The sequence below is a fragment of the Candidatus Tisiphia endosymbiont of Mystacides longicornis genome (assembly GCF_964031095.1).
Taxonomy (GTDB): Bacteria; Pseudomonadota; Alphaproteobacteria; order Rickettsiales; family Rickettsiaceae; genus Tisiphia.
The window spans coordinates 29,172-48,202 of record NZ_OZ035004.1 but is presented as its reverse complement, the minus strand read 5'-3'; the positions used below and the strand labels follow the sequence as shown (position 1 = coordinate 48,202).

Annotated in this window: 23 protein-coding genes and 1 pseudogene; 12 read left to right on the top strand and 12 right to left on the bottom strand. The window is 32.9% G+C overall.

What is annotated here, in order from left to right:
- Positions 1-19: 19 nt before the first annotated feature.
- The 4 genes from ACQH6S_RS00295 to ACQH6S_RS00280 all read left to right on the top strand — a co-directional run bounded on the left by ACQH6S_RS00295 (position 20) and on the right by ACQH6S_RS00280 (position 2,866).
- Entirely contained in the window at positions 20-397 is a 378-nt protein-coding gene (locus ACQH6S_RS00295; RefSeq protein WP_425364725.1) for a helix-turn-helix domain-containing protein, read from the top strand.
- The gene (locus tag ACQH6S_RS00290) at positions 330-881 is read left to right on the top strand and encodes an IS630 family transposase (protein WP_425364586.1); all 552 of its coding nucleotides are present in this window, start codon (positions 330-332) and stop codon (positions 879-881) included. Before ACQH6S_RS00295 ends, ACQH6S_RS00290 begins: the two co-directional genes overlap by 68 nt.
- 425 nt (positions 882-1,306) lie before the next feature.
- Positions 1,307-1,690, top strand: a complete 384-nt coding sequence (locus ACQH6S_RS00285; protein WP_425364585.1) for an ankyrin repeat domain-containing protein — start codon at positions 1,307-1,309, stop codon at positions 1,688-1,690.
- A 207-nt stretch (positions 1,691-1,897) separates the two neighbouring features.
- Entirely contained in the window at positions 1,898-2,866 is a 969-nt protein-coding gene (locus ACQH6S_RS00280) for an IS256 family transposase (RefSeq protein WP_425364584.1), read from the top strand.
- Positions 2,867-2,957: 91 nt separating this feature from the next.
- Here ACQH6S_RS00280 and ACQH6S_RS00275 read toward each other — a convergent pair whose 3' ends face one another.
- The 4 genes from ACQH6S_RS00275 to ACQH6S_RS00260 form a co-directional block, all read right to left on the bottom strand.
- Positions 2,958-3,893, bottom strand: coding sequence for an Rpn family recombination-promoting nuclease/putative transposase (locus ACQH6S_RS00275; protein ID WP_425364583.1), 936 nt, complete (start codon positions 3,891-3,893; stop codon positions 2,958-2,960).
- A 30-nt stretch (positions 3,894-3,923) separates the two neighbouring features.
- A complete protein-coding gene (locus tag ACQH6S_RS00270) occupies positions 3,924-4,517 on the bottom strand; it encodes a recombinase family protein (protein ID WP_094648749.1) in 594 nt (197 codons plus the stop codon).
- A 287-nt stretch (positions 4,518-4,804) separates the two neighbouring features.
- The gene (locus tag ACQH6S_RS00265; RefSeq protein ID WP_341748922.1) at positions 4,805-5,155 is read right to left on the bottom strand and encodes a hypothetical protein; all 351 of its coding nucleotides are present in this window, start codon (positions 5,153-5,155) and stop codon (positions 4,805-4,807) included.
- Between the two features lie 14 nt (positions 5,156-5,169).
- On the bottom strand, positions 5,170-5,568 hold the full coding sequence (locus ACQH6S_RS00260) for a DnaA N-terminal domain-containing protein (RefSeq protein ID WP_341749484.1): 399 nt from the start codon (positions 5,566-5,568) through the stop codon (positions 5,170-5,172).
- A 350-nt stretch (positions 5,569-5,918) separates the two neighbouring features.
- Between ACQH6S_RS00260 and ACQH6S_RS00255 the strand changes: the two genes are divergently transcribed.
- The 4 genes and pseudogenes from ACQH6S_RS00255 (at position 5,919) to ACQH6S_RS00240 (ending at position 8,204) form a co-directional block, all read left to right on the top strand.
- Positions 5,919-6,302 (top strand): recombinase family protein, encoded by a 384-nt coding sequence (locus tag ACQH6S_RS00255; protein ID WP_425364562.1) that lies wholly within the window; start codon positions 5,919-5,921, stop codon positions 6,300-6,302.
- Positions 6,303-6,328: 26 nt separating this feature from the next.
- Positions 6,329-6,571 (top strand): Rpn family recombination-promoting nuclease/putative transposase, encoded by a 243-nt coding sequence (locus ACQH6S_RS00250; protein WP_425364563.1) that lies wholly within the window; start codon positions 6,329-6,331, stop codon positions 6,569-6,571.
- A gap of 30 nt (positions 6,572-6,601) precedes the next feature.
- Positions 6,602-7,312 (top strand): annotated as a pseudogene (locus ACQH6S_RS00245) (IS6 family transposase).
- A 91-nt stretch (positions 7,313-7,403) separates the two neighbouring features.
- On the top strand, positions 7,404-8,204 hold the full coding sequence (locus ACQH6S_RS00240) for a 2-phosphosulfolactate phosphatase (protein ID WP_425364564.1): 801 nt from the start codon (positions 7,404-7,406) through the stop codon (positions 8,202-8,204).
- On the opposite strand, the gene ACQH6S_RS00235 is transcribed toward ACQH6S_RS00240, so the two are convergent.
- From ACQH6S_RS00235 to ACQH6S_RS00210, 6 genes are read right to left on the bottom strand one after another with little or no spacing between them, the layout of a single operon-like run.
- Positions 8,187-8,891: a hypothetical protein gene (locus tag ACQH6S_RS00235; RefSeq protein ID WP_425364565.1), complete on the bottom strand. Its 705-nt coding sequence runs from the start codon at positions 8,889-8,891 to the stop codon at positions 8,187-8,189. The two genes, ACQH6S_RS00240 and ACQH6S_RS00235, sit on opposite strands and share 18 nt — an antisense overlap.
- Positions 8,888-9,811 (bottom strand): radical SAM protein, encoded by a 924-nt coding sequence (locus ACQH6S_RS00230; RefSeq protein ID WP_425364566.1) that lies wholly within the window; start codon positions 9,809-9,811, stop codon positions 8,888-8,890. Before ACQH6S_RS00230 ends, ACQH6S_RS00235 begins: the two co-directional genes overlap by 4 nt.
- A gap of 36 nt (positions 9,812-9,847) precedes the next feature.
- Positions 9,848-11,485: a glycosyltransferase gene (locus ACQH6S_RS00225; protein ID WP_425364567.1), complete on the bottom strand. Its 1,638-nt coding sequence runs from the start codon at positions 11,483-11,485 to the stop codon at positions 9,848-9,850.
- Positions 11,482-12,573 (bottom strand): glycosyltransferase family 4 protein, encoded by a 1,092-nt coding sequence (locus tag ACQH6S_RS00220; RefSeq protein WP_425364568.1) that lies wholly within the window; start codon positions 12,571-12,573, stop codon positions 11,482-11,484. The genes ACQH6S_RS00225 and ACQH6S_RS00220 overlap by 4 nt, the downstream gene beginning before the upstream one ends.
- A 1-nt stretch (position 12,574) precedes the next feature.
- Positions 12,575-13,294, bottom strand: coding sequence for a non-hydrolyzing UDP-N-acetylglucosamine 2-epimerase (gene wecB / locus ACQH6S_RS00215; protein WP_425364582.1), 720 nt, complete (start codon positions 13,292-13,294; stop codon positions 12,575-12,577).
- Positions 13,295-13,334: 40 nt separating this feature from the next.
- The gene (locus ACQH6S_RS00210; RefSeq protein WP_425364581.1) at positions 13,335-14,297 is read right to left on the bottom strand and encodes an IS5 family transposase; all 963 of its coding nucleotides are present in this window, start codon (positions 14,295-14,297) and stop codon (positions 13,335-13,337) included.
- Between the two features lie 100 nt (positions 14,298-14,397).
- Here ACQH6S_RS00210 and ACQH6S_RS00205 point away from each other — a divergent pair, with 100 nt between their 5' ends.
- Positions 14,398-15,030 carry an IS5 family transposase gene (locus tag ACQH6S_RS00205; RefSeq protein WP_425364580.1) on the top strand — a complete coding sequence of 211 codons (633 nt, stop codon included), beginning with the start codon at positions 14,398-14,400 and terminating at the stop codon, positions 15,028-15,030.
- Positions 15,031-15,111: 81 nt separating this feature from the next.
- Positions 15,112-16,092, top strand: a complete 981-nt coding sequence (locus tag ACQH6S_RS00200) for an IS5 family transposase (protein WP_094649552.1) — start codon at positions 15,112-15,114, stop codon at positions 16,090-16,092.
- Here ACQH6S_RS00200 and ACQH6S_RS00195 read toward each other — a convergent pair.
- Positions 16,003-16,212, bottom strand: coding sequence for a hypothetical protein (locus ACQH6S_RS00195; RefSeq protein WP_425364724.1), 210 nt, complete (start codon positions 16,210-16,212; stop codon positions 16,003-16,005). The two genes, ACQH6S_RS00200 and ACQH6S_RS00195, sit on opposite strands and share 90 nt — an antisense overlap.
- A gap of 155 nt (positions 16,213-16,367) precedes the next feature.
- Between ACQH6S_RS00195 and ACQH6S_RS00190 the strand changes: the two genes are divergently transcribed.
- A complete protein-coding gene (locus ACQH6S_RS00190) occupies positions 16,368-16,676 on the top strand; it encodes a transposase (RefSeq protein WP_425364579.1) in 309 nt (102 codons plus the stop codon).
- Positions 16,580-17,425: an IS5 family transposase gene (locus ACQH6S_RS00185; protein ID WP_425364578.1), complete on the top strand. Its 846-nt coding sequence runs from the start codon at positions 16,580-16,582 to the stop codon at positions 17,423-17,425. Before ACQH6S_RS00190 ends, ACQH6S_RS00185 begins: the two co-directional genes overlap by 97 nt.
- A gap of 438 nt (positions 17,426-17,863) precedes the next feature.
- Here the strand turns inward: ACQH6S_RS00185 and ACQH6S_RS00180 are convergent, their stop codons facing one another.
- A complete protein-coding gene (locus ACQH6S_RS00180) occupies positions 17,864-19,027 on the bottom strand; it encodes an ATP-binding protein (protein WP_425360638.1) in 1,164 nt (387 codons plus the stop codon).
- Positions 19,028-19,031: the final 4 nt, after the last annotated feature.

The window sequence follows — 19,031 nt, the reverse complement described above, 5'->3', positions numbered from 1 at the left end:
TTACAAGGGTTTTGTCTCTATTCTTTCATGCAATATTCAGGCTAATACGCTAAGAAACTGGGTAAAAAGCTTTGCCCAAGGCGATGATAAAAATCTTGAATATAAAAAAGGTAGGGGAAGGAAAAGCGATTTAACGGAAAGCTGCTATGAAGCAATAAACAAATGGATACAAGAAGATTGTAACATAACAATAAAAAGTATCGTCATAAAACTTAAAGAAAAATTGGGAATTAATGTAAGTAAATCGGCTGTACACAGGGCATTGCACAAGCTTAAGTTTGCGTACATTACTCCAAGACTAGTGCATTACAAACAGAATAAAGAAACTCATGAACAGTTTAAAAAAAATTCAAGAAAAAATAACAAGCAATCCAAGAAGTTTTTTGTATTTCTTTGATGAATCGCGTTTTGGAACTCATTCTAAATTAGGTCATGGTTGGTTTCGCAAAGGTAGCAGAACTCAAGTTAAAATCAAAATAGGTTTTCAGAATTTTTATGTTTACAGTGCTGTTAACCCAATAACAGGAGATGATTTTAGCTTAATGATGCCAAATGTTAATACTATGTCTTTGAACATGTTTTTTGCGAAAATGTCTAAACATATAGGCGATCAAAAAGCCATTGTTGTTATGGATTGTGCTGGATGGCATAAGTATAAGGACTTAGTGGTTCCTGCTAATATAGAAATTCTTTATTTGCCACCATATTCTCCTGAATTAAATCCTGCGGAGCGATTATGCGAGCATTTAAAGTCTGAGACTATAAAGAATAAAGTATACAATACAATTGAGCAATTGGAAATAGCAGTATCTTCTTCTATTAAAAACTTAAATACCTCGCTAATTCAATCTATTTGTTGCATGAATTATTTGCTAAATTAAATTCGGGAATTGGTATTATACCACTGCGTTAATTATTGCAATTGGTATTAATGCAATGGAACAAATTTGGGAATGGATCAAAAATCATTTCTTGTCTAACCAATGTTATAGTGTATATGAAGATATCGTCACTATGGCTTGTTGCACTTGGAATCAACTTGCTAAGAATGTAGATTTAGTAAAATCAATTATGTATAGAGAATGGATAAATACACCGTGTTAATTGTTGCAATTGATATTATGGGTTCGGTAGATAATGTTTGAAAAAAACTTCAATGGTAATTTGTCCAAAGTCCAACACTATAAAATCATTGCAATTTCTATAAAATTATTGTAAATAATTATACCAAATCAACTACTACAAATTTAAGATGGTAGTAGTTGATAGTTTATTACTTTCATAATTATACCTAAATGAGTTACCAATGAATATTGCTGATAAATTATCATATAAGGTTTTTTCCTATACTAATGTAGGTCGTAATCATAATATCACCCCGATACAATTACATTTTGCATCACAATTTAATTATACTACTTTAGCAAAGTATTTGATATATCGTGGTGTAGATGTTAACACACGAGACGATAATGGATATACTCCCTTACATATTGCATCGATATGTGGTAATACTAAAATAGTAAAGTACTTGCTCAAACATACAGTCGATATTAGTGTACAAGATAATAGTGGTGCAACACCATTAGGTGAAGGAGTACAGTATGATAACACATATAGTGATACTGGGGATCACTATATGCTAGATGATATCAGTATTTATGGAGATCAAACACCTTTATTAGGATGAGAGGATGGCTTTATTGAGTGGCTCAATAACATGTGTGATTTATACACCTTGTTACAAGGTAATTGTCAGATGAAATTACGACTTGTATTTTTGTGAGATTCACAGACATCGTTTCAACATTTTTGGAGTCTATAATATAGTTTGTGTAAGTTGTAAAAGAAATCATTAAGAGGTACTGTAAAAAAACAACTTATAAAAAGGAAAGATATGTCAGAAAAAATAGAAAAGAAGTTTCTAGAACTAAACGCTAATCATATAAGTAATGAATTAGTAGAAGAATTATTATCAAAAGCCGATCCATCTAAATTGTTTGGTAGAGAAGGATTATTTCAACAACTAAAAAAACAACTAGTTGAAAAGATATTAGAAAGTGAGTTAGAGCATGAATTAGGTTATTCAAAACACAGTAAAGTTCCAAAGAACGGTAATAATCGTCGTAATGGTAGCTATGAAAAGACAGTAATTGATGATGATGGTAGGAAGGTTACTCTGGAGATACCAAGGGATCGAGAAGGCGAGTTTGTTCCCCAATTGATACCTAAAGGGCTTAGAAGATTTAATGGATTTGACGACAAAGTTATCTCACTTTATGGTCGAGGAATGACAGTTAGTGAGATTCGGGGTCACTTGGAAGAAGCATATCAAACTGAAGTCTCCGGTGATTTAATATCGACAATAACCGATGGAGTGATGGAAGAAGTAACTAGGTGGCAAAATCGAGGTTTAGATAAGGTTTATCCAATATTATACTTAGACTGCATTTACGTTAAGTCTAGGGATAACCACGTAGTGATAAATAAAGCAGTATATTTAGCGATTGCTGTTAATATGGAAGGAAAGAAGGAGTTGCTTGGTATTTGGGTAGGAAAAAATGAAGGTGCTAAATTCTGGATGCAAGTAGTTACTGAGTTAAAAAATCGAGGAGTAGAACAAATTTATGTTGCTTGTGTTGATGGTCTAAAAGGTTTTCCGGAAGCGATAAGTAGTATATTTCCGAACACTATAGTACAGTTATGGGTTAAATTACAGAAACGGGGCAAAAGCGAACTAGGAGTAGGAATTGCTGTTAATTTCTTCTCTGTTATAGAAAAATATCCTGCAATAATTTATCTTACTCAAATGCCTTATCCCTGCAGGATGATCATGTTTTACGCATTTATATTTTGGTATATCTAATCGTATAATAAGCATTATACGTTGCAAACAACCTTAAGTCATCGAATTACCGAAAAAGTTTTGAATGGTCTCCTCACTGAACGTTCTCCACTTATTTGGATAAAGACTCAATTTGCGATAGACTCAAGCCGGTGGATTGAGTAATAAAGTCAACAGATAAACCAGCCTTTAGTAAATTTTTAGCTATAGAGATTGCTTTTTGTTTTTCACCCTCAGCTTTACCTTCAGCTTTACCTATATGGATACCTCTGGCTTCACCTTCTTCGATATATTTTTGTGCAACAGTTCTCATAATAACACCTTGTTCTTCTTCTGATAAATATTTGGTTAGTACTTGCTCTAATTCTGATTGCTTTGCCTCAGGAAGCTTAGCGTCAGTGTACCATAAAAACGATTTTATGTAAATATAGCCTTTTTCCTTATCTACTAATATCTCTAATTTAAATCTCTGCAGAAATTCTTCCCAAAGCTTTATCATATCTCGTTGATGGATATGTTTTAGCATATATTCTAACATCCCAATATGCTTCTTCTTCACTATTTCATCATCAGACATGCTTTGTAAATCGACCAATTGATAATCTTCTGTCATCACTTTCTTGGCTATAACTGCATCGGTAAATAAACTCCATAAATTCCTAGGGGCAGTATAAACTTCTTTACCATTATAAATTACTAAATTATATACTAATGGTAATTTCTTTCTTCCTTTCTTATGCCTTTCGCATAATAACAATGTGTATTTCCATAATCGTAGAGCTGTCCAATAATCAACGCTCGACTGAGCCTCAATCAACACATACACAAAAGCCTTACCCTGATTCTTGGTAGCAACTCCATACACTATATCACTATATTTCTTGTTTAAAGATTCTTCTATGTAACTTTCTTTTTCTACTGTTATTTTTGATAAATCTACTAAACTCTTAAAATCATTAGGCAAATAATATTCCAAAAATTCTTGGGCTGCTACAGGATCAGCCATTATTGTTTTGACTAATGAATCATGCTTTAACTTTTTTGTCATTTTACTAACTTATTAATCTATCAGATTTGCTCATGTTTTAAACGCTCGGTCATTTTTCTGTAACAATTTTTTAATATCAGATATTGTTTTTTTACTGACAAACAATTCCTTGCTAATCCAACTATAAGTTTTACCAGCTTGCAGAAAAATCTTTATTTTTTCTATTTTGCCTAAAGTTGTTTTGTTGCTACTACCAACTCTTCTACCAAATTTTACTCCATTAAGCTTAGCCTTAGCAATTCCTGCTTTAGTTCTGCTATTAATCATGCTACGTTCTAATTCAGCAAATACTCCAGCTATTTGGAAAAATGCTCTCCCCATAGGCGAAGTAGTATCTACTTTATCTCCTGAATCAAGGGACACAAGCTCAACAGATTTGTTATTTAGTAGTTCGATTAGCTCAATTAGTCCTTTTAGAGATCTAGCAATCCGATCAATCTTATAAACTATAACAATATCACTTGGTCGCAATGATTCAATCATAATCATTAGCTCAGTGCGATTATTATCTTTGCCACTAGCTGACTCGCTAAATATCTTTTGGCATCCCGCCTCAATTAATGCTTGTTGTTGTAATTCTAAGTCCTGATTATTACTGCTTACTCTTGCATATCCAATTTTCATAATAACTCTGGTACAATTTTATTTAAAAAATAATATTGTACCACAATAGTACAAACAAGTCTAATATTTCTTATAATTGTACCACTTGTTAGTAGGCTTGGTGTAGTACAATAATACTCTACTTTAATTGTACTACACTACTACACGATTACTCAGAAGTAATCGTATAAACTTAAACTTAGCATTCGGGATGAGAATTACTATCACCAAGTGTAGGTATATCTATATCAATATTATCACTAGTGATGGTATTAGTGATAGATGAATTACTAGACTCAACAACATTATCAGAAAATTATATCGTGCAACTTTTCAAATTTCTTGTTAATTCCTTCCACTTTCTCACTATGGATTTTCTCAACCTCACTTGCTATTTGGGGGACGATTTCTTTTAACAGAGCATAGGATTGTAGTGCTGATTCTTGCTCTTGGTGTTGAATCTTGCTCTGTTCAGCAAAACTTTTGATTTCTTCTAGTGTAGCCTGTAACTTAGATACTGATTTATTAAGCGTATTGTTAAATTCTAAGCTTTTGTTCTCAAACGACTTTGATGCAAAGTCAATTTCCAGATGCAACTTTTCTAATACCTTCTCTACTCTTTCTTCCAGTAAGTTTTTCTCTACTTGTTCTTTATTCATAATTTCCCCGCTAGTCATTGGTTATTTAAGGTAGTTATAACCTCTTGGTAACCTAGTTCTTTTGACAATTGTCTAACTACATATCCATATTTATTATTAATCCAATCTCTTGTAAAATTACTCGGGGCATATAAAGTTAGTATTTTTTTATCTATATTTTCCTCTACTCGCAATTTAGAAAACCAAACTTTATCAACAAATTCTCCTAGTTGCTTTTTTAGCTCTCTTCTAACCTTATACCATGTTGAACTTTTATCTAATTCCTCAAGTTTTATTCCTTCTTCTATAGATATATTCTTTTTATTCCATTTTTCAATTGCTGTTTTCTCATAGACTATAGGAGACCATTCAAAACCAGGGGCAGAAATAAAGAATATAGCACTTACAAAAATAATTATGCGATCAGATAGCATCACCAGACAAACCTTATTAGAGAATATTCCTAATGCTTCAATATTAAGCTGGAGACACGTCAACCTACATGGAATTTACGATTTTAGCAATTTATTAGCAACAAATGATCAAGATTATTCTTTTAATGAAGTGGTTAATTTTAAAGCGGCATAATGCTTATTATACGATTAGATATACCAAAATATAAATGCGTAAAACATGATCATCCTGCAGGGATAAGGCATTTGAGTAAGATAACTTATTGCAGGATATTTTTCTATAACAGAGAAGAAATTAACAGCAATTCCTACTCCTAGTTCGCTTTTGCCCCGTTTCTGTAATTTAACCCAAAGTTGAGGAAGGTGATGCAGTGTTAATTACTAAACTGGATAGATTAGGTAGGGATACAGCAGATATGATCAGCCTAATTAATCACTTTGATAAAATGAATGTAGGGGTACGTTTCTTAGATGATGGTATTAACACGGAAGGAGCTGCTGGTAAAATGGTAGTAACGATTTTATCAGCAGTAGCACAAGCAGAGCGTCTGAGGATTTTAGAGCGTACTAATGAAGGTAGGCTAGAGGCAAGAATTAAGGGTGTGAAATTTGGAGCTAAACGTAGGATTGATAGAAAGCAATTGCTGCAATATCATGAACAAGGTATTATTGGAACTAGTTTAGCTAAAAAAATGAGTATCAGTCGTGCTGCTGTATATAAGATACTCAAAGAAGAGCGAACAAATGTTGGCTAAATGATAGATAACAAGTAAGTAGCAAAATGCCAAAAAAACCTAAACATGACCAGCTTTTTAAAAGAATTATGGGCAATGAAATAGCTGCACAAGAATTTTTAGAGTATTATCTACCGAGTAATTTTAAAGAAAAGTTAGATTTATCAAAAATTAAAGTAGAGAAAGAAAGTTATATTGAAGAGAGCTTGAGACGAAAATATAGTGATATAGTTTATGCTGTAAGCACTAAAAATAAGGGTTCTGTCGCATCTATTGCCAGTGATCTTTAAAGCTGCTATAAAGGCTTAAAAAATATTTGAATGCCGCTTTATATTTCTCCGAAATTACTCAAGTACTTTAAAGGATTTTGTTCATCTCCCGAGATAATAATGCTCTTTGTCTATATGAAATGTAGGTTTTCTCTAAGCTACCGAGATTTAGAAGAAATGGCTAGCATTAGAGGGGCTAAAATAGATCATGCTACTCTGCAAAGATGGGTAATAAAGTTTGTGCCGCTGATAGATACGGCTATAAGGAAACGTAAAAAGCCTGTGGGTAATAGCTGGAGGATGGATGAAACATATATCAAAATAAACGGTGCTTAGGTCTATTTATATAGAGCCGTTGATTTACTAGGTAATACCATAGAGTTTTTGCTTAGGAAACACAGAGATGCTGTGGCTGCTAAAGCATTCTTCCGTAAGGCTTTTAAATATAACGGTCATCCGGAGAAGGTAACTATCGATAAAAGCGGTAGTAATATTTCTGCTCTCAAAGCCGCCAACAAAGAGCTTGCTAAAGATAAGCAAATTGAGGTACGACAAGTCAAATATCTCAATAATATTGTTGAGCAGGATCATAGATTTATTAAGAAACGAACGAAGCCAATGCTAGGCTTTAAGAGCTTTCGTTCAGCAAAAATTACTATTACCGGTATTGAAAATATTCGCATAATTCAAAAAGGACAATTAATCGGATCTAATGACAATCTTTCTACTTTCGAAAATTTTAAAATGTTAATGGCTGCATAACGTCCAAAATCTCAGTTTTGTTGCTTCAAGCAAATCTTCAATTATAGATGCGACAGAACCCAAAAAATTTTGTCAACAGAACCTAAATAAAATGTTAATTTTTCTTATGCGTAAATATTATCACTTAATTATTATATTATTTATATTGAGTAGTTGTACAGAAATAAAAAAGACTGTTCCATTATCTGACTCCAGTGGTCAGAAAATATATATAATGAGACCAATACAATTGAGATTTGATGAACAGATCAAAACGCAGGTAATAGTAGTTATTGATGTATTCCGTGCTTTTACTACAGCTGCTTATGTACTAGATCATAATCCAGTGACATATATATTAGCAAGTGACAGTGCTGTTGTTTCTCGTTTGATATCAAATTTTAATAATCCTGTATTAATTGGAAAATCAGAAAAAGGAGCAAATCTTATTTATGATGTTCCAAATTCGCCAACAAGAGTTCAAGATATTACTATAGTTGGTAAAAATGTATTACATAGAACAGCAGCAGGGGCTAGTGGAATCTTGTTAGCCAAAGAAGCAAACATAGTACTTGCTGCAGGTTTTATAAATGCAAGTGCTACTGCTGAATATATTAAAACACTCCCAAATACAGAAATTATAATAATTCCTATGGGGCATGAGGGAAATACACCTTCCCTAGAAGACAATATTTGTGCTGAATATATTAAGGCCTTAATTCATGGGAAGAAGTTAGAATTAATCAAATTTTTACCTATACTTCAAGAAGGTTCAGGAAAATACTTTTTTTCCCAGGACCAATGGCAATATCCAAAAGAAGATTTTTTTCGATGCCTTGAAGTAGACCGATTTAATTTTATAATAAAGGCAACTATTATGAATGATTATGCAATCTTAACTCGTGGTCATTAATGACTTTAAAGATAAAGTTTTTGGTGCTATCTCTAATAATTCAGTAATAAAATTTCTTATTCCATAGCCTTCCCATCGTAGTTTTTTAATGGTATATTTAGTCATATTTTGCCATTCTTTCCGACTTACTGATTTTTTGATATCATACATGTAAGCAAAATAAGGGGTGTTTATAGTAAAATGCATAGGATGGATCACAATAACTTTAATTAATTGATCTAAAATAGTATTCCTTAACTCTTTATCTATTTGCATAGAATGGTTACGCCATAAATATCCACCATCTTCTAAAAAAATAGGAACTTCAAGTAAACCAAATCTATCTTTAAAAGGAGTAATGACTTCTAGATCTGTACATACATTTGATGAAATTAACATACCAGCTTCAAACATAAGTTGCTTAGATAAATTACATGTAGCAAATCTATGACAACGAAAAGATGCTAAATTATGAGGTAAATTCATAACATATTTTACTACTTCTGAAAATGTAGTTCCATGTGATGAATTTGAATTAAAATATGGATGGAGTCCTACTTCAATTTTATTTATCATAGATTCTACTATGGATGAATTATGAGTACTAAAAATAGTAGGAACAATCTTTTTATCTTCTAAAAAAGCTAAGGTTTCCTCTATAGCATATTCACATGCCCAATCAAGATCAACAGTTACTATAACACTCATAAGCATATCTCATGAAACTTATGGAAACGTTCTTTGTTAATATCATGTTTTATAAATAATTCTGACATTGAATTATACGAGCGCAAATCTTCAGTACGTTTACTAGTTGACCATGTATCATCATCTCTCATATATTGAGCGTTACCATAAGATAAGATATTAAATAGTGAAGCATTCATTTCGTTATTATCCTTAAAATGCAACCTTGTTTTTCTTCCTGATAAGGCTTTCATAGTATTATCCTTAAACTTTTCATACATTGTAGGTGAGATTGCATGAATATTATCTTTTTCAGGATTATCATATGACATATACTGATAGAATTTCCAGCAGGATAAGTTGCCACCAACACTTTCTAAAGCATTAAGAATATCTTTCACTTGGCTTGATAGTACTAAATGATTTTTAGTACTAATAACACTGTGAAACTTTAGTTCAATACCAGCTTTTGAAATTAAGCTACATTTATTCATTATATTTTTATAATACTCTTTATATCTACCAAAATTTCTCCCAATTCCTGTTAAAAATCTATCTTCAGTACTATCAATCGTAACAGCAACAATATCAACTACCCCTTTCATTTCATTAACAACATTTTCATCTAAATAAGTACCATTCGTATAAAGTTCTATTCCTAAGTTTTTAACTGGATCATCTGAACGGAATGTTTGAATATGGCTAAGTAATTCAATACATTCTTTTGGTGGATGTTTACCAAAAATAATTACTTCTCCACCTGATAATGTAAGACGACGAAATTTAAGTTTATGATATAAATGACTAACTAGTTCTTTCTTAGATTCTAGGTCAAGTTCTGCTCTAAGTTGGTGAGGTGCATCTTCGAGTACACAGTAACTACATCTTAAATTACAACGATTTGTTACCATCCAATAACCTTTATAATACGTATTACTCATAAAATTCCTCCATATTTATTAAGCCATGAATTAATTTTATGCCTTATTATTAATTTTAACAAGCTTTCCATCAAAATAAGTTAAAAACTCTTGGTCATATTTGCTATCTCCAAACGCTTCTACTTTTCCAGACCAATTAATATAATTTAAAAGTTTATTAATCGCACGTAATTTTGAAGAATGCCAACTTGCAACAAAAGCAGTTTCCTGATAAATTTCAACATTTAAATCAAAAATATCTGGCACTAAATGTACTGACATTGACATTTGTACTATTTTATCTTCTATAATTACCCTTTTTGCTTCCGGTACCATCGCTTCTAATCTTCTAACATCTTCTAAATTAATTGGTGTAATAAATAATATATTACCTTCACCATCAGATATTACAGCACCACTATAAGATATAATCCAATTTACTTTTAAATTAATATGTTTAATTTCTTGCACTAAATAGTCAAGTGGACGTGCACTACATATAACTTTTGTTGAAAATTGCTGAAACTTTAATACACAGTTTTTTGTTTTTTCAGAATTGTTTTTATGAAACAGTGTACCGTCAAAATCGCTTATAGCTATTACTTCTTTATTACAAATCTTTGCTACAAGTAGTTTACCAAGGATTGTATCACTGTATAATTTTCCGATTTCAAGTGCCATTTCTGATAATTTAGGAAGATTATTAAAGACCTGTTCTATAGCATCTAGTGCTTCGCTTGTATCATTTACAAATTTTGCATAAGGTAAATTTAATAAAAATTCAGCAGTAGCATTATTTTTTACCATTACTATATTTGGTATACCAGAAGCAAGTGTTTCAAAAATTGAGCGACCAAATGTTTCACACATTGAGGTGGATATGTGAATATGTGAATTTTCAATAATAAATGCAAGTTTAGCTGGAGGTATATAGCCTGTAAATTCTATAATATTATCAAGACCTAATTTTTCAATTTTATTTTTAACTGCATTATAATATCCCTGATTCTGAACTGGTCCAACTACACGAAGTATTGCTTCAGGAAATCTACTTTTTACTGTAGCAAATAAATCTATTAATCCGAGAATATTTTTTTGAGGTTTGATACTACCAACGCTACAAAACTCTGGGACTGTATTAAAAAAACGAATTTTACGTATTAGTAAACTTGTATCTACACCTCTAGGCACTACTTGAATTTTTTGTTTTGGAACAAAATAAAATTCTATTAATTGTTTTTTTTCTAAGTAACTTGGTGTTAAGATGTTTTGAGTGTCAGCTAGAGTTAAAAATTCCCTTTCTGTATATTTAAATGGTACATCTTCACCAGATGCTTGGTAAGAAGGGGTTAAGAACATAGGAAATGTCCATGTTTTTATTTTTTCTCGTAATTTAATATCAATAAAACCAAATTGCATTGATATATGGATAAAAACTATATGAGTAAATTGTTGTTCAACGGCTTTTACTTTTTGTGCAATAAACTCAGCATTAGCAAGTCTTTTTTCAAATCGATTATCCACATTCACAGGATAATCAAAACTCCAAGTTGCTGATGAATTAGTTTGTCCTCCAAACTGCATTATACTCAAGCGATTTTTAAAACCTTGTTTTAGGGTGTCTACCAGCCTAGCACCACCATCACGCTGGGTGTTATCAGGACTAAATTTTTCTGTAACTAATAATATTTTCATTTGTTATGCCTAAATAATTCTTCATAACCTTTGAAAATTTTTAACCAACAAAATTTATTATCCAAAGGCTTTTTAACTTTAGGATATTTTAAAATCTGTTCAACTTGATTAACTATTTGTTGAAAGTCATTAAAGTCAAGTAATAATCCATTATCAGATGTAATAATCTCTGGTAAAGCTCCACTATTACCAGCTATTACAAAAGTGCCTGCTGTTAAAGCCTCTAAAATAGAACGCCCCATTCCTTCTGAATGAATATATGAACCACCGGGAACTTCTGTTACTTTATCACAACTTAATTGCATGTAAATATCTGCATTAATGATCTCTTCACATATTTTTTCATTTTCTAGTACTCCAAGAAACTCTATAACTGAATTCAGATTATTCTTATCTACCTGTTTTTTAACTTGTGCTAGTAAAGGTCCTTCTCCAGCTAATCTCACTTTAAAGCTATAACCTCTTAATACTAACTCGTGAACCAAAGATATAATTAATGAATGATTTTTATATGGAACAAAACGAGCAGCACAGAAGATAGTAAAAGGTTTATTATCTAAAATTCTTGCTGCTTTTAATACAGATACATTGACCCCTCCTACAAAACGGGTAAAAGGACATTTTATGTCAATTTGACTTAAACGAGTTTCCGTATAAGTAGAATTTGTTATTAATAAATCTATAGTGTTATTTAAAATATCGACCCAATATGATCGACGCATAATATAATTTGGAATTGTTTTGCTAATCAGAGAAGCTTTTAAAATTTCATTCCCACCCGTACGGTATATAAATTGCACTTTTGGAAATATATCACGAAGTTTTTTAAGGTTCTCTATCCACCTGCCGCTATTAAAAAATATAATAGCTGGATTAAATAAACTAGATAATTTGTTTAAATTTATTAACTTAAGTTTTCCATCTAATATAATACAATCTTGTCCTTTAAGGTTTTTTGTAATTATACTTAAAATAGGAAATTTGGAATGATTAATAAAATATTCTATGAAATATTTTGCATGCATTTCCATTCCTCCAATTAAAGGAGGAAGACGATCAGCAAAAAATAAAATACCTAATTTTGTCATATTAGTTCTTTTTTAATTCTTGTTCTAAGATATTAACTATTTTCTCTGCTGCGTAACCATCTCCATAAGGAAAACATATTTTTGACATTACAGCTAGCAAATCCGGATTTTTTAATAATCTATTACAGATATTTATAATATCAACTGCTTTTGTTCCTACTAATATAGCTGTGTTATTTTCAATTACTTCTGGTCTTTCAGTATTATCTCTAACAATAAGTACAGGCTTTCCAATAAATGTTACTTCTTCTTGTATGCCCCCAGAATCAGTTATTACAAAAAGACATTCTTTTAGAAGCTTAATAAATGATATATGATTTATTGGTGAAATTAAATTAATATTACTTATATTTGATAATAATGTTTTTACATGTTCACTTATAGAAGGATTGGGGTGTAAACAGAACATTATGTTTATATCTAGAAATTGTTTCGCAATATTACGTAAAGCATTACATACTTCTTTTAGTGGTTCGCCATAGTTTTCTCTTCTATGAATTGTAACTAAGATAAATTTAGTTTTATAATCTGGTTTTAATCCACATAATTTTTTATTTATAAGTCTTACTGCATCTATGGATGTATTACCTACTACCCAAATTTTATCAATTGGTACTCCTTCATTAATAAGATTAATTTTTGATCGATTAGTTGGTGCAAAAAAATGAGTGCTCACTTTATCTATAAAACATCTATGTATCTCCTCAGGGCTTTGTTGCATGAATCAGATTTTGAAAGTGTTGTTTAATTTTTGTCAAAAATCAGGCAAATTTTTTGGTATCCGGCATGCCGAGTTTTGTCATGATATTAAGAATATTAGCAGCTACTTTACTTTCGGTTTTTTGGTTTAAAAAAGTTCTAGATTTTAATTTGTTTCCTATAATTGATTTGTAACGGTAGATAGCGTTTTCTGCTTTGGCTCGCCTGCCGTAGTTGGTATGTTTTTGCCATCGCTTTCGTCCTTGTTCCATAAGACGAATATTGTCTAATCTTAATTTAGAGTCATCGGGCATTTCTGCTCTGAACCCTAAGTTTGGCGGTACTACTGCTTTTATAGGAATTTCATTACCATGTTGATTCTGATGGGCGATTAATGCTTTGTATGTAGAGGGTTGGTCATATGCTCCGTCAGCTAGTACGGTATCTATTGGACTATCAATTTCCTCAAGTAATGTGCCTATCGTAGCACAATCACTAATATTGTGAGTCGTTAATTCAGAGCTTGCAATATATCCGTTTTCATCAACAGCGATATGAAGCTTTCTCCACGATTTCCTTGCTTTCAGTGCGTATTTTTCTTCCTGCCACTCCTGCTCGCCGTAAATCTTTATACCGGTACTATCGACGCAAAGCGTTACGGGATCACGATTTGCCCTACGGTGCCGTGACACTTTAAGTTTTTTTGTTCTTCTTGAAATAGTAGTATAATCAGGCGTTTTGAGCTCGAGATTCAGCAGTTTTATAATTGATTCTACAAAACCTTCGGTTTGCCGTAAATGCTGTTTGTATACTAATCCAAGCCTCACGCATGTCTCAATAGCAAGATCGGAATAGATCGCTTGACCGCCCCGCTTCTTATGTACGGATACGGGATTATTCCATTTTGCTACCGCTTCCCCTGAAAACCAAATTATTAGACTACCACGATTTTTTAATGATTGATCGTACTCACGTGAATTACTGATTTTGTATTTAGCTCGGGCAAATTTATGGCTTTGTTGCATGAATCGGAATTTGGAGTAAATCGAGTTTTTGAATAAATAAAAAAAGCAGTGGAAATAGTAAAGTTAAGGAGTTAAGATATCCTCTTTTTTTAAGGTAAATATGCCGAACAAACACCAATATCCTTATCGTCATAAATTTGCCCGAGCTAAATACAAAATCAGTAATTCACGTGAGTACGATCAATCATTAAAAAATCGTGGTAGTCTAATAATTTGGTTTTCAGGGGAAGCGGTAGCAAAATGGAATAATCCCGTATCCGTACATAAGAAGCGGGGCGGTCAAGCGATCTATTCCGATCTTGCTATTGAGACATGCGTGAGGCTTGGATTAGTATACAAACAGCATTTACGGCAAACCGAAGGTTTTGTAGAATCAATTATAAAACTGCTGAATCTCGAGCTCAAAACGCCTGATTATACTACTATTTCAAGAAGAACAAAAAAACTTAAAGTGTCACGGCACCGTAGGGCAAATCGTGATCCCGTAACGCTTTGCGTCGATAGTACCGGTATAAAGATTTACGGCGAGCAGGAGTGGCAGGAAGAAAAATACGCACTGAAAGCAAGGAAATCGTGGAGAAAGCTTCATATCGCTGTTGATGAAAACGGATATATTGCAAGCTCTGAATTAACGACTCACAATATTAGTGATTGTGCTACGATAGGCACATTACTTGAGGAAATTGATAGTCCAATAGATAGGCTTTGTTGCATGAATCGGAATTTGGAGTAAATCGAGTTTTTGAATAAATAAAAAAAGCAGTGGAAATAGTAAAGTTAAGGAGTTAAGATATCCTCTTTTTTTAAGGTAAATATGCCGAACAAACACCAATATCCTTATCGTCATAAATTTGCCCGAGCTAAATACAAAATCAGTAATTCACGTGAGTACGATCAATCATTAAAAAATCGTGGTAGTCTAATAATTTGGTTTTCAGGGGAAGCGGTAGCAAAATGGAATAATCCCGTATCCGTACATAAGAAGCGGGGCGGTCAAGCGATCTATTCCGATCTTGCTATTGAGACATGCGTGAGGCTTGGATTAGTATACAAACAGCATTTACGGCAAACCGAAGGTTTTGTAGAATCAATTATAAAACTGCTGAATCTCGAGCTCAAAACGCCTGATTATACTACTATTTCAAGAAGAACAAAAAAACTTAAAGTGTCACGGCACCGTAGGGCAAATCGTGATCCCGTAACGCTTTGCGTCGATAGTACCGGTATAAAGATTTACGGCGAGCAGGAGTGGCAGGAAGAAAAATACGCACTGAAAGCAAGGAAATCGTGGAGAAAGCTTCATATCGCTGTTGATGAAAACGGATATATTGCAAGCTCTGAATTAACGACTCACAATATTAGTGATTGTGCTACGATAGGCACATTACTTGAGGAAATTGATAGTCCAATAGATACCGTACTAGCTGACGGAGCATATGACCAACCCTCTACATACAAAGCATTAATCGCCCATCAGAATCAACATGGTAATGAAATTCCTATAAAAGCAGTAGTACCGCCAAACTTAGGGTTCAGAGCAGAAATGCCCGATGACTCTAAATTAAGATTAGACAATATTCGTCTTATGGAACAAGGACGAAAGCGATGGCAAAAACATACCAACTACGGCAGGCGAGCCAAAGCAGAAAACGCTATCTACCGTTACAAATCAATTATAGGAAACAAATTAAAATCTAGAACTTTTTTAAACCAAAAAACCGAAAGTAAAGTAGCTGCTAATATTCTTAATATCATGACAAAACTCGGCATGCCGGATACCAAAAAATTTGCCTGATTTTTGACAAAAATTAAACAACACTTTCAAAATCTGATTCATGCAACAAAGCCCTACAAAACCTTCGGTTTGCCGTAAATGCTGTTTGTATACTAATCCAAGCCTCACGCATGTCTCAATAGCAAGATCGGAATAGATCGCTTGACCGCCCCGCTTCTTATGGGCTTTGTTGCATGAATCGGAATTTGGAGTAAATCGAGTTTTTGAATAAATAAAAAAAGCAGTGGAAATAGTAAAGTTAAGGAGTTAAGATATCCTCTTTTTTTAAGGTAAATATGCCGAACAAACACCAATATCCTTATCGTCATAAATTTGCCCGAGCTAAATACAAAATCAGTAATTCACGTGAGTACGATCAATCATTAAAAAATCGTGGTAGTCTAATAATTTGGTTTTCAGGGGAAGCGGTAGCAAAATGGAATAATCCCGTATCCGTACATAAGAAGCGGGGCGGTCAAGCGATCTATTCCGATCTTGCTATTGAGACATGCGTGAGGCTTGGATTAGTATACAAACAGCATTTACGGCAAACCGAAGGTTTTGTAGAATCAATTATAAAACTGCTGAATCTCGAGCTCAATTAGTATACAAACAGCATTTACGGCAAACCGAAGGTTTTGTAGAATCAATTATAAAACTGCTGAATCTCGAGCTCAAAACGCCTGATTATACTACTATTTCAAGAAGAACAAAAAAACTTAAAGTGTCACGGCACCGTAGGGCAAATCGTGATCCTGTAACGCTTTGCGTCGATAGTACCGGTATAAAGATTTACGGCGAGCAGGAGTGGCAGGAAGAAAAATACGCACTGAAAGCAAGGAAATCGTGGAGAAAGCTTCATATCGCTGTTGATGAAAACGGATATATTGCAAGCTCTGAATTAACGACTCACAATATTAGTGATTGTGCTACGATAGGCACATTACTTGAGGAAATTGATAGTCCAATAGATACCGTACTAGCTGACGGAGCATATGACCAACCCTCTACATACAAAGCATTAATCGCCCATCAGAATCAACATGGTAATGAAATTCCTATAAAAGCAGTAGTACCGCCAAACTTAGGGTTCAGAGCAGAAATGCCCGATGACTCTAAATTAAGATTAGACAATATTCGTCTTATGGAACAAGGACGAAAGCGATGGCAAAAACATACCAACTACGGCAGGCGAGCCAAAGCAGAAAACGCTATCTACCGTTACAAATCAATTATAGGAAACAAATTAAAATCTAGAACTTTTTTAAACCAAAAAACCGAAAGTAAAGTAGCTGCTAATATTCTTAATATCATGACAAAACTCGGCATGCCGGATACCAAAAAATTTGCCTGATTTTTGACAAAAATTAAACAACACTTTCAAAATCTGATTCATGCAACAAAGCCTATAAGCAGAGGCAATGTTATTTAATAGAGGAGAGAGCCAGATAAGAAAATTAGTTAAATTCATGTAAAACCTCAAGTTTAATGTGTTAATAATTTAAAACCGTATTAAACGGTTTTAAATTGCTGGGGTAATATACACTAAGTTTTCTTCTTAGGCAAGCAATTATTTTGTCATTGTCAATAACATTCTAAAATGTCCGCGTTTTGTAACATTTGAATATTTTCAAAAACGCGAGGAATATAAGAGAGTATCACCCCTTGTACACAGTAGTAACCGGGTCTACCAAGGCCTTATAGATGCTTGAGCGCAGTACTTGGAAACTGGTACGCTGCGTTCTTAGGAGAGTAGAGCTCAGTAATGGGTTCTGCTTATCCGACATTCTGGTTAAAATAAGCTATTTGACCATAAAGATTCAAGAAATTCTTGTACTGGCCAAATTGTTACACTTTGGGTTCCAAAAGTTTCTATTCTTTTTTTATCAACAGTACATATGACATTAAGTTTTGCTCTATAATCTTTCCCAAATAAAAGAAGTCCCCTTATATCTTTGGATGTTATATTTTGTCTAGTTTTAACTTCAAAAGCTTGATCCCTGAATATAAAGTCTACTTCATGCCCTTCTGAATCTCGGTAATAAAATAACTCATCTCTAGTTTCACTCATGGTTTGGTATGCTTTGAGTTCAAGAAAAATATAATGCTCAAAAGCTTTCCCAGAATCAGATGTATGAAATCCACTGAAAGTATATTTAGATAAATAGTTGGCAACTCCAGTATCAAACAAATAAAATTTTGGTATTTGTGTTACAATTTGCCTGTTTTTACGTTTGGTATAAGGGTGCAAAAAATATCCTATATACATGTCTTCTAAAATCTCGAAGTAACTTTTTACTGTTGCTTTATTAACTCCGCAATCTCTAGCAATATTAGTAAAATTAATCATCTCAGTATGGCTTAAGGTAAGTACATCCAAAAATCTAATAAACGGTTCACGTTTTCGAATGTTTGCCTCTAATTGCACTTCATTAATTAAATAGTCATATACATAAGCAGACAGTGATTTTAAGGCAAATTCGGAACCATAATGTTCTGGTATTAACCCTCTATTAAAAATCCTATTCCAATTTAATTCTTTAAGTTCTGGGTAACAAAAAGGAAACATTTGATATCTCCATGCTCTCCCTCCAAGCAAATTAGCTCCAGATGATTTTAGTTTTCTTGAGCTAGAACCACAAAGTATAAAACTTATTCCCTTTATGTTTTCTATCATCCAATGAATTTCATTAAGTACTTGAGGTATTTTTTGCACTTCATCGATGACAAAAATCATACCATTCCTTTTGTCTTCTGGAATTGCAAGAATCTCTGAGCGAATATAGTGTGGATTCAATGAATATTTAGCAAAAACTTCGCTTTGTAAAAAATCAATAAAAATTGCATTTGGAAATCTTTGATGCAAAAATGTTGTTTTGCCAGTTTTTCTTGCCCCCCAAAGGAAAGCTGATTGGTCTTGAGGTAAACTTAGGTTTAATAACCTTTTTACAGACATAATG